This is a genomic window from Microcoleus sp. B3-D2 (genome assembly GCF_036705345.1).
Taxonomy (GTDB): Bacteria; Cyanobacteriota; Cyanobacteriia; order Cyanobacteriales; family Microcoleaceae; genus Microcoleus.
Window position 1 is genome coordinate 23,156 of sequence record NZ_JAUBUG010000067.1, and the last position, 13,357, is coordinate 36,512.

The 13,357-nt window shown below is 46.6% G+C and carries 13 protein-coding genes and 1 tRNA gene; 9 read left to right on the forward strand and 5 right to left on the reverse strand.

The window, feature by feature from the left end:
- Positions 1-177: 177 nt before the first annotated feature.
- Together QUB14_RS22210 and mutT are read left to right on the forward strand one after the other, a co-directional pair.
- Entirely contained in the window at positions 178-519 is a 342-nt protein-coding gene (locus tag QUB14_RS22210) for a DUF760 domain-containing protein (protein WP_190733183.1), read from the forward strand.
- 153 nt (positions 520-672) lie between these two features.
- Positions 673-1,077 (forward strand): 8-oxo-dGTP diphosphatase MutT, encoded by a 405-nt coding sequence (gene mutT / locus QUB14_RS22215; RefSeq protein WP_190733181.1) that lies wholly within the window; start codon positions 673-675, stop codon positions 1,075-1,077.
- 54 nt (positions 1,078-1,131) lie between these two features.
- Here mutT and QUB14_RS22220 read toward each other — a convergent pair whose 3' ends face one another.
- Positions 1,132-2,370, reverse strand: coding sequence for a histidine kinase (locus QUB14_RS22220; protein WP_333219343.1), 1,239 nt, complete (start codon positions 2,368-2,370; stop codon positions 1,132-1,134).
- Positions 2,371-2,423: 53 nt separating this feature from the next.
- Between QUB14_RS22220 and QUB14_RS22225 the strand changes: the two genes are divergently transcribed.
- The 3 genes from QUB14_RS22225 to QUB14_RS22235 all read left to right on the forward strand — a co-directional run bounded on the left by QUB14_RS22225 (position 2,424) and on the right by QUB14_RS22235 (position 6,986).
- Complete coding sequence (locus QUB14_RS22225; protein WP_333219341.1) at positions 2,424-4,148, forward strand: DUF2079 domain-containing protein; 1,725 nt, start codon at positions 2,424-2,426, stop codon at positions 4,146-4,148.
- A 251-nt stretch (positions 4,149-4,399) separates the two neighbouring features.
- Positions 4,400-5,587: a glycosyltransferase family 4 protein gene (locus QUB14_RS22230; RefSeq protein ID WP_190661880.1), complete on the forward strand. Its 1,188-nt coding sequence runs from the start codon at positions 4,400-4,402 to the stop codon at positions 5,585-5,587.
- A 154-nt stretch (positions 5,588-5,741) separates the two neighbouring features.
- On the forward strand, positions 5,742-6,986 hold the full coding sequence (locus tag QUB14_RS22235; protein ID WP_333219338.1) for an MFS transporter: 1,245 nt from the start codon (positions 5,742-5,744) through the stop codon (positions 6,984-6,986).
- Positions 6,987-7,135: 149 nt separating this feature from the next.
- Here QUB14_RS22235 and QUB14_RS22240 read toward each other — a convergent pair.
- Positions 7,136-7,209 (reverse strand) — tRNA-Arg (locus QUB14_RS22240).
- Between the two features lie 78 nt (positions 7,210-7,287).
- On the opposite strand from QUB14_RS22240, the gene moaC reads away from it, so the two are divergent.
- The 3 genes from moaC to QUB14_RS22255 all read left to right on the forward strand — a co-directional run bounded on the left by moaC (position 7,288) and on the right by QUB14_RS22255 (position 8,522).
- The gene (gene moaC, locus QUB14_RS22245) at positions 7,288-7,809 is read left to right on the forward strand and encodes a cyclic pyranopterin monophosphate synthase MoaC (protein ID WP_333048708.1); all 522 of its coding nucleotides are present in this window, start codon (positions 7,288-7,290) and stop codon (positions 7,807-7,809) included.
- Between the two features lie 88 nt (positions 7,810-7,897).
- Positions 7,898-8,155: a 2TM domain-containing protein gene (locus QUB14_RS22250; protein WP_006633890.1), complete on the forward strand. Its 258-nt coding sequence runs from the start codon at positions 7,898-7,900 to the stop codon at positions 8,153-8,155.
- 64 nt (positions 8,156-8,219) lie between these two features.
- A complete protein-coding gene (locus QUB14_RS22255) occupies positions 8,220-8,522 on the forward strand; it encodes a DUF3181 family protein (RefSeq protein WP_333219336.1) in 303 nt (100 codons plus the stop codon).
- Between the two features lie 74 nt (positions 8,523-8,596).
- Here QUB14_RS22255 and murJ read toward each other — a convergent pair whose 3' ends face one another.
- A complete protein-coding gene (gene murJ / locus QUB14_RS22260; protein ID WP_333219334.1) occupies positions 8,597-10,210 on the reverse strand; it encodes a murein biosynthesis integral membrane protein MurJ in 1,614 nt (537 codons plus the stop codon).
- A gap of 492 nt (positions 10,211-10,702) precedes the next feature.
- Between murJ and sfsA the strand changes: the two genes are divergently transcribed.
- Positions 10,703-11,440 (forward strand): DNA/RNA nuclease SfsA, encoded by a 738-nt coding sequence (sfsA, locus tag QUB14_RS22265; RefSeq protein WP_333219332.1) that lies wholly within the window; start codon positions 10,703-10,705, stop codon positions 11,438-11,440.
- A 1-nt stretch (position 11,441) separates the two neighbouring features.
- On the opposite strand, the gene QUB14_RS22270 is transcribed toward sfsA, so the two are convergent.
- Complete coding sequence (locus QUB14_RS22270; RefSeq protein ID WP_333297324.1) at positions 11,442-11,696, reverse strand: hypothetical protein; 255 nt, start codon at positions 11,694-11,696, stop codon at positions 11,442-11,444.
- A 123-nt stretch (positions 11,697-11,819) separates the two neighbouring features.
- A complete protein-coding gene (locus QUB14_RS22275) occupies positions 11,820-13,097 on the reverse strand; it encodes a S8 family serine peptidase (protein ID WP_333219328.1) in 1,278 nt (425 codons plus the stop codon).
- Between the last annotated feature and the right edge of the window lie 260 nt (positions 13,098-13,357).

Genomic DNA, 13,357 nt, shown 5'->3' on the forward strand with positions numbered 1-13,357 from the left:
CAATCTAAAATCGTAAAAACCGCCGCTTTTAATTCGGTTGTGCCCACTTGGTTGCTATGACTGTCCTGCTACATTAGTAATTACTTAGTAATAAAGATCAGCAGCGATCAGATAAGGGTTATTTAATTTAACCGCCCGCGTCTAACATAACAAGCTGTGTCTGAAACGGAGGTACTCGTGAGCAACTCATCTAATAAATCCCCAGAATTCTTTGAAGAAGACGGAGAAAATACCAACTTATTATGGCAATACGTGCAGTCAATGGCTCCCGACACAGTTTCTCAGTTGTCTAAGCCGACTTCTCACGAAGTGTTTCAAGTAATGGAGCGAAATATTGTTGGACTTTTGGGGAATTTGCCTTCGGAACACTTCGGGGTGACAGTGACTACCAGTCGCGAACATTTGGGTAGATTGCTCGCCTCGGCTATGATTAGCGGTTATTTTCTGAAAAATGCCGAACAGCGAATGACTTTTGAAAAGTCCCTACAAGCCAGTGAGAGACACGGCTCGGACGATTAGTAGATTTTGAACATTTAAGTGATCCAAGTGTCAAGCCCCCCCTCGCAAGATGGGGGCTTAATATTTTAGATTTTAGATTTTAGATTTTAGATTAAATAATTGAATAATTATTGATATTATTCTTAAATTCCCAATACCCAATTCCCAATTAATATGTCTCTTCCTCCTTTGGCCCACAAAGTTATCGGCGTTGCTGCAATCTGGAACGATCGCCAACAAATTTTGATTGACAAGCGCCGACAACATGGACTGCACGGGGGTTTCTGGGAGTTTCCGGGCGGAAAAATAGAGCCTGGGGAAACAATCGAAGCTTGCATAAAACGGGAAATTATGGAGGAGTTGGGGATTGTCGTAGAAGTTGGCGATCGCTTGATTACAATTGACCACGACTACACTAAATTTACAGTTAGACTATACGTGCACCACTGCCGCCACGTCAGCGGTGAACCGCAAACGATTGAATGCGATGAAATTCGCTGGGTGACACTGGACGAAATTGACCAATTTACTTTTCCCAAGGCAAACGCACAGATTATTACTGCACTGCGGAAAAGTTGAGCTGTAATATAAAATTCGGTTGCTACTTTTCAACTGACAAATGACAGCTAACTTTTATTTTTGCACGGGCAGGGTAAAGTGAAAACAACTGCCTCTATCGGGTATAGAATCTACCCAAATTTGACCGTAGTGGGCGCGGATGATGCCTTGACACAGAGACAGTCCAATGCCGTAACCGTCTGTTGATTTATCTCGCTGCAAGCGAAAGCTATCTTCAAAAATGCTCGCGCAATCTTCTTCAGGAATTCCCGGGCCGCTGTTGCAAATGCTGACTTGAACTTTGTAAGCGGTGCGGTGGAGAATGGAAAGATTAACAGTTCCTCGGTCTGGGGTGTACTTGCTGGCGTTGTCAAGCAGGTTGACCATGACTTGTTTGATGCGATCGGGATCGGCATAAACCAAGGGCAAATCTGCGGGAATGTCTGTTTCTAAGTTCAGACTTTTCGCCTGAAATTTGTCTTGAAACTGCAATATTACATCTTGACAAATCGCCCCCAGTTCGATTCTTTTTGGTTCAATGTGGAGTTGAGCGTTTGTACCCCGGGCTGCTTGCAGGATATCTGTAATCATACGATCGACAATTTGGATTTGGCGGCGGGCTTGTTTCATCAAATGAGCCGCCAGACTCGGTGTCAAACGCGACTTTTCCCCCTCTTTCACCTTCTGATTTGACTCCAAAGTCTCCAAAGCCAAAGATGCTGCCGTCAAGGGATTACGCAAGTCGTGAGCTAGCATCGCAATAATCCGGTCTTTCAACTGCAACTGCTCTTGCAGGTGTTCTTTTTCCTGTTTGAGGCGAAAAACTTCATCAGAAAGCTGCACAAGTTCGGCGGCGCAAGCAACGGAATAGATTGGTTTTGCGTCAGTCAGGCTTTCAGCAAGTGCTGCGGCCGAATGCTGCTGAGCTGCGTATTCTTCTACAGAACGCTTCCAGCGGGGCCACCAGTGTTCGAGTTGAGCGATCAAATTGCTGCCGGCGAGAGTTTGTCGTGGCTCTGGATGAATTTTGAGCAGCGAGGGAGTGGCTACAAGTTTAAAGTGTTCGGCTAAATCGGGCTGTTCTCCTACGTCGATGATTTGAAGCTCAAAGTCGCACTCTGCCTTCAAATCCTTTAGGGACTTGCGGATGTGTCTGGTCTGTTCCCGGGAAGAGGAACGCTTGTCTACAAACAGCAAAAGCTGTAAAAGCGGTGCGGAATTGAGCGGCTGTTCGGGAGAACAGTCAGTGTCGCTGGTGCCGGATGTTGGATGGACGCTGTTGAGCTTTTCGATCGGGTGAAAATAATTGAGCATTGCCGAGCCGAGTTATTTCACTTCTACTTTAATTTAATACTTACTTTAGATTTATGCTATTGTCCGATAATTTCATTACAGGCGGGCAGATGATATTTTTGAGATGGAAGAAAAATGAGTCGCTGCGGGTGGTGGTTCAAGTGGCGGCCGCCTTTTTTGTGCTGTGCCTGTTGCTGACGCTGCACCGCTACTACAGCTTTTACGCTACTTACGACCAAGGCATTTTCAATCAACTTTTTTGGAACGGCACTCGGGGTCACTTGTTTGAGAGTTCCCTCTCTTCGGCGTTGTCCACTAATGTGGTTCACCAAAATCAGCTCCCGGAAGTATCTTACTACCGATTGGGGCAGCATTTCACCCCGGCGCTAATGCTGTGGCTGCCAATTTACTCGCTGTTTCCTTCGCCCGTCACTTTGACTGTGTTGCAGGTGACTTTAATTACCGCGGCGGGAGGAGTGCTCTATGCTCTCGCCAGACACTATCTGGAACCGAGGCTGTCGGCGACAATTGTTGTGAGCTATTACTGCGCTAACGCGGTTATCGGCCCGACTTTGGGCAATTTTCACGATATTTGTCAAATGCCGCTGTATGTCTTTAGCTTGCTGCTGGCGATGGAGAAGCGCTGGTGGCCGCTGTTTGGAATTCTGGCAACTTTAATTTTGGCCGTGCGAGAAGATGGGGGAGTTGTTTTATTTGGCGTCGGAGTTTACCTGATTTTAAGCCGGCGCTACCCTCGGACTGGTTTAGCCGTCTGCATACTCAGTTTTGGTTATATGATCGTCCTGACCAATCTGATTATGCCTTTGTTTTCTGCTGATATATCGCAGCGGTTTATGATGGAGCGCTTCGGCCAATATGCCGATGGAGATGAAGCTTCTACTCTAGAAATTATTTGGGGAATGGTGAGCAATCCCGGGCGGTTGGTGGCTCAATTATTTACGCCGTTTTTTGGTAAGATTAGATACCTCCTTGGCCAGTGGTTGCCATTAGCTTTGGTGCCAGCTTTCGCGCCTGCGTCTTGGATGATAGCTGGATTTCCGCTGCTGAAACTATTTTTAGCGAAAGGAGAGTCGGTGCTGGCGATTAATATTCGCTATGCGATGACTGTGGTTCCAGGGCTTTTTTATGGGGCGATTCTGTGGTGGGCCCAGCGTCAAAAGGAAGAAGATAGAATGGTGAAAGAGGAAAGAATGTTTTTGCGTTTTCCTTCTGCTTTATTTCCTCTGCCTTCATCTTCAAAGTTTCGCCGCTTTTGGGCGTTTTGCATCTGTTTGTCGCTATTTTTTACCTTCACTTCTAACCCAAATCGGACTTTTTCTTTGATTTTGCCCGATGCGATCGATCCTTGGGTGCAGGTTCCTCTCGTCAGACAATGGCAGCACGTTTTGCAAGTGCGGCCGCTGTTGGCTCAAATTCCTGCTGATGCTAGCGTGGCAGCAACGAATACTATTGTGCCGATTTTGTCAAGTCGCCGGGAAATTCTCAGGTTTCCGATGTTGGAACTCCGTAATGATGCGGGGAAGGCAGTGAAGATGGAATATGTAATTGCCGATCTCTGGCAGTTGCAGCAGTATCAGGCTGCGTTTCGCGCGGAACGGGGACAGTTGCGGGAGATCGTACCGGCGATCGATCGAATGTCCAAATCGGGAGATTACGGAATTGTTGGCTTTGAAGACGGCGCGATTTTGATGCGTCAGGGTGCTGTTTCTAATTCTGCATCGGTTGCTGCTTGGACCAGTTTTCGCCGCGAATTGGAGCCGATTTTGAAGAAAGGGTAAGCGGGTAGACGATCTCGCCATTGCTTGCTTCAGTGGCTCAAATCTTGAGGAAACCTGTTTTTTTGGCAGCAATGGCGATCGAGCAATTTCGTGCAAAAACCAGGTTTAGGCATGATTTTCTGTCTTTGTTGCTGCCAAAAGTCAGGCATTGGGCATCAACTTACGATCAACTCAAATTTGAGGCTGATTATTATACAATAAATCTGTTAATCCTAAACATTAAGATATATAAAATATTTGGAGGGAGAAAGATGAAAATTTTGGTATTGGCATGGGAGTTTCCTCCCAGAATCGTAGGCGGTATCGCCCGCCACGTATCGGAACTATATCCAGAATTGGTGAAGCTGGGGCACGACATTCACTTAATTACAGTAGAGTTCGGCCATGCGCCGATGTACGAAGTGGTGGAAGGAATACGTGTGCATCGGGTGGTTGTGGGGCACGCCAAGGACTTTTTTCACTGGGTGGCGAACCTCAACCAAAGCATGGGTCACCAAGGCGGGAAACTGATGCTTGAGGAAGGCCCCTTTGATATCATCCACGCTCACGATTGGTTAGTGGGAGATGCGGCGATCGCCCTGAAGCATACTTTTAAAGTACCGCTAATTGCCACCATCCACGCCACGGAATACGGGCGCTTCAACGGCATCCACAACGAAGGGCAGCGCTATATTAACGCCAAGGAAAACGACCTAGCTTACAACGCTTGGCGGGTAATTGTTTGCAGCGATTATATGCGGCGGGAAGCCGAACGGGTACTATCGACTCCGTGGAACAAAATAGAGGTAATTTACAACGGAATCAGGTCGGAAAAAAAGCCCCGCTGGCACGAATTTGACGCGATGAACTTCCGCCGCCAGTTTGCGGCAGACGACGAAAAAATAGTCTATTATGTAGGAAGAATTAGCTACGAAAAAGGCATTGCTGTATTTCTGAATGCTGCACCTAAAGTAATTTGGGAAATGGGAGGTAAAGCGAAAATTGTAATTGTTGGCGGCGGCAATACAGACCATCTCAAACACTTAGCTTGGAATTTAGGAATTTGGAATAAGTGTTATTTTACTGGCTTCATGTTTGAGGAACATCTCGACAAATTCCAGACGGTGGCTGACTGCGCGGTTTTCCCGAGTCTTTACGAACCTTTTGGGATTGTAGCATTAGAAAGCTTTGCTGCAAGGGTGCCGGTGGTTGTGTCGAATGCGGGCGGACTTCCAGAGGTGGTGGTGCACAGTAAAACTGGCGTTGTTACTGAGGCAAACAATCAGGATTCTTTGGCCTGGGGAATTTTGGAGGTGCTGAAAAATCCGGGTTACGCGCGGTGGTTGGTTGACAATGCTTATGAGGATTTGGAACGCCGATTTAGTTGGCAGAAGTTGGCGATGGAAACCGAGTGGGTTTATCACCGGGTTGTGGAGGAAAGGGCTGAGGTTGATTGGTAAGAATGCTGACTGTTGACTGTTGACTGTTCACGGTTGACTGTGAGTAGAAGATCAAGTTTTTTTGTTGCCAATATTAAGAAATTGTAACACAATGATATAGATACACTCGACCTCAGCTTGAGCGCACTCAGAAGATTTAAAGGGAATTAGCATCTTGAATATTTTTAGGGACATCGATCCCCAACCCAGACGCAGCTTGCTGACTTTATTCACCGCAGGGCTGCTATTCTGGTCAAGTTTGGCTTCGCTGCTGCCAACTTTGCCGCTGTACGTTCAATTTGTGGGCGGTACAAAACAGCAAATTGGCTTTGTGATGGGTGCATTTGCGATCGGACTTTTGCTATCGAGGCCGCAATTGGGTAAAATAGCCGACAGCAGAGGGCGAAAACAAGTTTTGCTTCTAGGTGCGTCAGTCGCTGCGATCGCCCCTTTGGGCTACCTGCTAGCTCAATCTATCCCCTTACTGTTACTTATTCGCGTTTTTCACGGCATTAGTATCGCCGCTTTTACTACAGCTTACAGCGCTTTGGTAACAGATTTATCGCCGCCAGGAAAGCGGGGCGAATTAATCGGTTACATGAGCTTGGTGAATCCTATTGGTTTAGCAGTTGGGCCAGCTATTGGCGGATTTGTGCAAGCTTGGGTTGGTTATACTCCTTTGTTTGCGATGTCGGCGGCTTTCGCTGCAATGGCTGTATTTTTTACCTGCAAAATTGCCGAACCTAATTTTGCAGATTTAACACTCTCGGACTCGCTATCTGAGGACAAAAATAGCCAAAAATACTGGGAAATGCTCTGGAATCCGAGAGTGCGGATTCCGGCTTTAGTGTTATTGGTGGTTGGTTTAGTATTTGGAACTTTGAGCACTTTTATGCCTTTGTTTCTCCAAGAAACCAAGGCTAATTTGAATCCTGGATTATTTTATTCTACGGCGGCTATCGCCAGTTTCGCTATACGGTTGCTCACGGGACGGGCTTCGGACAAATACGGCCGCGGCTTGTTTATTTCTGGCGGCTTAATCTGTTATGCCGTATCTATGTTATTGTTGTATTTTGCTAACAACAGCAGTGCTTTTTTAATAGCAGCTTTGGTTGAAGGTTGCGCGGGCGGTACGGTTTTGCCGATGATGGTAACGCTGATGTCGGACAGGTGCGAACCTTATGAAAGGGGCCGCTTGTTTTCGCTTTGTATTGGCGGATTTGATTTGGGGATTGCGGTTGCAGGCCCGACTTTAGGCTTTGTTGCTGAACAAGTTGGCTACAGAAATATGTTTGGTTTTGCGGCTGGACTCGCTGGTTTGGCTTTGCTGGTTTTTATTACTCAGTCTAGCAAGGGCTTATCTAATTCGATGAAATTTGCGATCGGTCGAGGCAAAGATATTTATGCTTTGAATCGATGAGTTAGCAGAAAAACAGGCTTTCGGGCCTTTTGCACAAAGAGTGAGATTTCTTGTAAAATACCCATTAAAAAAGTTATGAGTCTTGAATGTTGAGTTGAATTAATTTCTTAATTCAAAACTCAAAACTCAAAATTCATAACATTTAGTAGTGGGCTTGGAGGGATTCGAACCCCCGACCTCATGGTTCGTAGCCATGCACTCTATCCAACTAAGCTACAAGCCCCTGTTGAGTTGAGATTTAATCTAAAATTGATTAAGTTCTTTTCTCACAGAATCTAACAGTAACACCATTACCAAAATAATGCAAGACCTTTCCCAAACTTTTTCTAAATTGCCCGATGTGGCACAGCTAACTCACCTCGACAACAGCGGGGAAGCCCAAATGGTGGACGTTTCAGCGAAGGTGCCGACTGTGCGGCAAGCTGTGGCTGCTGGCCGGGTGCGGATGCTGCCGGAGACTTTTGCGGCGATTGAAGCGGGGAATGCGCCGAAAGGTGATGTGTTGGGCACTGCAAGGCTGGCTGGAATTATGGCGGCGAAACAGACTGCACATTTGATTCCTCTGTGTCACCCTCTGCCGCTGAGTAGCGTGGAGGTGCAGGTGATAGCGGATGCTGGGTTGCCGGGGTATCAAATTCGGGCGACGGTGAAAATTAAGGCGGAAACAGGGGTGGAAATGGAGGCGCTGACGGCGGTTTCGGTGGCGGCGCTCACTTTGTACGATATGGCTAAAGGATTGGAAAAGTCGATCGCCATTGAGTCAATTCGACTGGTGAGTAAAAGTGGCGGCAAGTCTGGAGACTATGAAAATGTAGAGGCATAAGTTTCCTGCCGAAAGAGGGATGCAGCATTAAAAAAGCTGCACTTATGATTAAAATAGGCACTGAACTACTAATATCAAGTGAAAAACTATGCCTCCTCGTTGGCCCCGCAAACCCGATCGCAATGATCCAGAGTACCGCCGCTTAGATGACCGGATGAATTTTGCTATCCACGTCGGTCTTTTTTCTGCTACCAATTCAGGTTTGTGGTTTGTTCACAATTTGCAAAAGGCTGATTGGCCTTGGGCAATTTCGGTAACGGGTGGATGGGCTCTAGTAGTTTTGGCCCACGCGATTTACCATTTTGCGATCGCCGATTATTCGCCACTCACCAAAGATTCTGGCTGAAGGCAGTTGGCGGCGATTTGTTAAGTCTTTTGATTGATAACAAATAACTTTCGGCTTTTTTGATATGGCTAATACTACACAGGCGATCGAATCCTTAGCAGCCGAAATCGGCGAAAATGTCTACATTGACATTGCCAAGTGGCATTTGTATCTCAATGACGCCCACCTGCATACCGTTGTGGCCCAACAACTTTATTCAATGCTGGAAGATGGCAATTTAGATGCTGACCAAGTGGAACGAGTTTTGCAAGGAATTCCTGTAAAGTTGGGCGGCGGCAAGCGGGAAGTGCCACTGGCCGATTTGATTCCGATGCAGTGTCAAGTTCAATTGATGGATGTTCTTGAGGAATTTCAGCGCAAAATGTAAAGTAAAGGGCGGGTTTTGTACGCAGATTGTGGGCGTTGTGTCTGGTAGTTCGCCCTTAACCCGCCCCGACAATTTTATTTGCGAAAACGCCCCCGAATGCGATCGACAAACATATCAACTTCCGGCAACTTCATCTGACTGACAAACAGGGCAAAAACTCCTAACCCTACAAAACTTGCCACACTCAACTGCACTAATTGAATTACCAAACCTTCAGTACCCAAAACTCTTTGACAGGCTTGCAGAGTAGCCAAGGTAACGAATGCAGTTAGAGAACTGCCAGAAGTTAACCCCAGAAAAGTCAAACTCCACTGCCCCCAAGGCAGGCCACCCAGCTTTTTATCTAATAAGTACAAAAGCATAACCATCGAAAGAAGATTCACTCCCACGGTCGCCAAAACTAATCCGGGTGCGCCAAAAGCTCCTACTAATAAATAATCCAGTAGTCCGTTCAAAAAGATATTGATAATACTGACACGAAAAGGGGTTTCTCCGTCTCCCAAAGCGTAAAATACCCGTACCACAACGTCGCGTCCCAAATACACAAACATTCCAATACTGTAAGCCATCAATATCGGCGTGACAAACTGCGACGCTGACCGATCAAAAGCATAGCGTTCGTAAACCACGCGGACGATCGGCCCAGCCAGCGTTACCATTAAAGCGCTCAGGGGCAGCATCGTAATCCCGGTCAAAACTAAAGATTGACGAATTTTATCTTTTAATTCCGGCCAGTCTTTGGGTTCGGTGAGGCGAGAAAATATCGGCAAAAATGGCACTAAAATTACATTAGAAATGATGCCTAAAGGAGTCATAACTAACAAGCCACTGTAACCCAGCGCAGAGGCAGCTTGAGGGATGTAGGATGCAAAAAATAGGTCAGTATAGACGTTAATTTGCAGCATTCCCGATGATAAGGTAGCAGGAACCATCACCTTAATTACTTCTTGCACTCCGGGGCGTTTAAAATTAAACCGCAAGCGCAATGTTCCCAGGCCCGCACGCCACTGCGCCACCAGTTGCACCAACCACTGCAAAACTGCGCCCGCTAAAGTTCCCCAAGCTAACACTAAGCCACCAATTAGTGCGTATTCTGGTTGAATAATTTTGTCTCCGAGTTGCAGTGCGAGAAACCCCAAACCGCCGACAAGTGCAACGCTGGAAAATAAAGGGCTAATCGAAGGCAACCAATACATATCGGCCGCGTTGAGAGTGCCGAAACCAATGCCGATCAAGCCTGAAAGTAATGCCATCGGCGCCATAATCCGAAATTGCTGGACGGCAATTGCTTTGATTTCTAAACCTTCTGCTGTTCTATTTAATCCCGGTGCTACCAAATCGATCAGCGGATCGGCAAAAATAATTAAAGCGATCGTCACCAACAGCAATATGCCCCCGACTAAGGTGGTGATAGTCTCGACTAAGGGTGCTGCTTCTTTTTTATCTCGGCGGGCTAAAACACTGACTATGGCGCTGTGAAATGGCCCGTTAATGCCTCCGAGCAAAATAAATAAGAAACCGGGGATGACGTAGGCGTAGTTGTAGGCATCGACGGCGACACCGACTCCAAAGGCTGCGGCGATCGCAATTTGGCGCACCATGCCGAAGACTTTGCTAATTAGAGTGGCGAGTGCGACAATGCCGGCAATCCCTGCGAGGGAACGAGAGGGCTTCTGTAATTGGGACACAAATGGTTACAAACGCTAACGCTAAAAGGATTCACTTATTTTAATCGCGAATCGGGAGAATCATATCACGAACTCATAAAACTTCTAGGGGGAATTGCGCTTATACCAATTTTATCGATATTACTGACTTGCGGAAATTCAATAATCGATCGGGACTATTCGTCCTAACTACAAACCGCCGTTTCGTGGTATGATGCGTCAATCTACAATCTACAAATGATGAAACAAATGAGTTAATAAAAGAAGATAAATAACCTAGAGTTAATAACAGATGACTGATTGTGTTAGCTCCCAGACTTATTTAAAAATTTCGGAGTCCGGTATTCGGTTATAGGGGGAGCATTTCACTGAAAGCAGCCCAGCTATAAATTGGAGTTGGGAGGCAGGAAGAAAGAGGAAGAAGCAAGGAGCCAGAAGAAGTTTTTTTACAAATATGAGAGGCTCCCGGTTAGAGGTTCTATCTAAAATCTAAAATCTAAAATCTAAAATCTAATGAGTGGCTTAATTTACAAATATCCTCCTCTTTTACCCGGAATTCTCATCAAACGTTACAAGCGATTTTTTGCCGAAATAGAACTAGATTCGGGAGAAATAATCACCGCGCACTGTCCGAATACTGGCCCGATGACTGGTGTTTACATTCCCGGCAATCCAGTGCTAGTATCTCCCAGCGACAATCCTAAACGCAAGTTAGCTTATACTTGGGAATTAATTAAAGTTTGCGACACTGTGCCAACTTGGGTGGGAGTTAATACTGGGCTGCCAAATCGAGTAGTTAAATTAGCTTTGGAATTGAAATTGTTTCCCGAGTTGGGCAATTACAGTTTAATTCAACCGGAGGTTGTTTATGGCACTGATAAAAAAAGTAGAGTGGATTTTTGGCTGACTGGTGAGGAAAAACCGATTTTTCTGGAAGTGAAAAATACAACTTGGGTAAAAGAGCAGTTGGCTCTATTTCCCGATACAGTGACGGAGAGAGGACAGAAACATTTGAGAGAATTGATAGAAGTGGTGCGGCAGGGTTCGAGGGCTGTAATGCTGTATTTTATTAATCGCGGGGATTGTACTGATTTTGCTCCGGGCGATAGTGCCGATCGCCTTTACGGAGAATTGTTCAGACAGGCTATGAGTGAAGGTGTCGAAGTTTTGCCTTGTCGGTTTGACGTGACGCCGGAAGGGATTCGCTATTTGGGGTTAGCAAAACTGGATCTACTAACCCTAAATGATTAGTTTAAATTGCCTGCATTTCTCGATCGACCTCGACACCAGCGACACCCGGTACGGTTCTTAGTCCTTCTAGCTTCGATTGAGAAACTTCACCAGTAATGATGCCAGTAACAGCTAGCACCTGCTCCACTTTCATTCCCGCCGATTGTAACGCAGTCACAACAGATTGAATTACCGATAAGTTTTGGTCATCAACAGTTACTATGATGCGCTCTACTTGTTCATCAGACATATTCAGCCTCCTTTGGGCTAAATCCATTGAGCTATTGTCCCTACTGTATAGTTAAAGTCAGTGAATTATGTTTGTAGAAGGAGGTTTCTGAACACAGAGAACCTCCTTCTACTGATAGGAAGTGCTCCCTAATTTCGATCGCTGTCGTGATTACGGAGCTTGTAGCAACCCACTTCCGACACGAGCATTTGGTAATGGTAGTGCCATAGCACGGGAAGTTAGCAATTGCCAAAGTTGAGAACCTCGTTTACCAGTCCATTGGGCATACAGAGCAGCGAGCCCAGCTACGTGAGGGGTAGCCATGCTGGTGCCATTGAAAGCATCATCACGCCCTTGATTCACAGGCACTGATGAGTATACTTCCACTCCTGGAGCGGCAATATTAACTTTAGCTCCTAGAGATCCGCCAGAGGTAGCCGAGAACGTAGCCACTTGGAGGCATTGATCGACGGCTGCCACAGCCATAATCGACGGGCTATTCGCTGGTTGTCCGACTTTTCCGGTTGGCCCGTTGTTGCCCGCGGCTGCCACGATGAGACACCCATTTTCGAGTGCCCGACGGCCGACAGTTTCGTAGGCAGTAGACGGTGTTGGAGTCTCGTTTCCTAAGGACATCGAGATCACTTGACACCCGTTGACGATCGCCCATTCCATCGCAGCGAGAATCCAGGCACTAGCGCCGCTACCAGCATTGCTCAACACTTTACCGACATAAATGGTCGATTCGTAAGCGATCCCGTACCGCCGGCCGTTCAGATCCTTGAACCCGCACGCTGTCCCAATGCAGTGCGTACCGTGACCGTTCTCATCTTGTACGTCCTCCCCAGGCACGAAGGACTTCGATACGATCGATCGGCCTACGAAGTCGGGATGTAATAGATCCATCCCCGTATCCAGCACCGCAACTTTCATTCCTTTACCAGTCAAGACAGAGTTCATGACCTTCGTTGCCTTCAGACCCCAAGTAGATTCGATATCATCAGCAAAACATCCTTGTTTGTTGATTCCTTCTACCTCTGTAGTAGTGGCTTTCTCGTACAGGTTATTCACCGCATCGCGATAGCCGCGCAAATAGTCTAGGGACAATCCATCGCCAATGGCGTAGAAAGTGCGCTCGGGTTCGATCGCCAGGATGGCGGAATCCTCTCCCGCTGATGTCATGATACTGCTGAAAGCCCCTTCCTCTAGGGAGACGACAGCCACGCCGAGAGTTGGGAACACCGCTCCTCCTGCTGCCGAAATTTGGCCCAAGTCTAAAGCAGATTCCGGGAAATCGGCAGCATTTGCCAGTCCTCTGATACCAGCTTGGTCGCTCAAGAGGTCTAACCCTTCTCTCACCGAATCATCGCGGAAAGTAACAATGTAACGCCCTGTTGTTTCATCGCCCCGGGCAGTTCCTGGGATGGGAAAACTAGGTTGTTCAGACATAAAATACCTCTTATTGAGTGTTTGACGGTTTGACTGTGATGAGCAATCTCTCACAGCTTTCCTGACATTGATTCCTATTCAGGTTTAATTGCCGAAATTAAGCTGTCTTGCTCCTGATGAAACCCCGTATTTTTTTGTTAAGTCAATTAGCTTTGGATAATGCGTTTAGTTGCAAAAGAGAGTTACAGCAGATTCCATGTATATATGATACACTATATTTAGTACATAAGCGAAAAAAATGAAACCCTATTCGATCGAGT

What these genes read in the sequence shown, in the direction of transcription:
- QUB14_RS22225 (WP_333219341.1), top strand. Translation starts at nt 2,424, where the DNA reads ATGCTATTGTCCGATAATTTCATTACAGGCGGGCAGATGATATTTTTG.
- QUB14_RS22220 (WP_333219343.1), bottom strand. Translation starts at nt 2,370, where the DNA reads ATGCTCAATTATTTTCACCCGATCGAAAAGCTCAACAGCGTCCATCCA.
- moaC (WP_333048708.1), top strand. Translation starts at nt 7,288, where the DNA reads ATGCAAGACCTTTCCCAAACTTTTTCTAAATTGCCCGATGTGGCACAG.
- sfsA (WP_333219332.1), top strand. Translation starts at nt 10,703, where the DNA reads ATGAGTGGCTTAATTTACAAATATCCTCCTCTTTTACCCGGAATTCTC.
- QUB14_RS22255 (WP_333219336.1), top strand. Translation starts at nt 8,220, where the DNA reads ATGGCTAATACTACACAGGCGATCGAATCCTTAGCAGCCGAAATCGGC.
- QUB14_RS22250 (WP_006633890.1), top strand. Translation starts at nt 7,898, where the DNA reads ATGCCTCCTCGTTGGCCCCGCAAACCCGATCGCAATGATCCAGAGTAC.
- QUB14_RS22275 (WP_333219328.1), bottom strand. Translation starts at nt 13,097, where the DNA reads ATGTCTGAACAACCTAGTTTTCCCATCCCAGGAACTGCCCGGGGCGAT.
- mutT (WP_190733181.1), top strand. Translation starts at nt 673, where the DNA reads ATGTCTCTTCCTCCTTTGGCCCACAAAGTTATCGGCGTTGCTGCAATC.
- QUB14_RS22270 (WP_333297324.1), bottom strand. Translation starts at nt 11,696, where the DNA reads ATGGATTTAGCCCAAAGGAGGCTGAATATGTCTGATGAACAAGTAGAG.
- QUB14_RS22230 (WP_190661880.1), top strand. Translation starts at nt 4,400, where the DNA reads ATGAAAATTTTGGTATTGGCATGGGAGTTTCCTCCCAGAATCGTAGGC.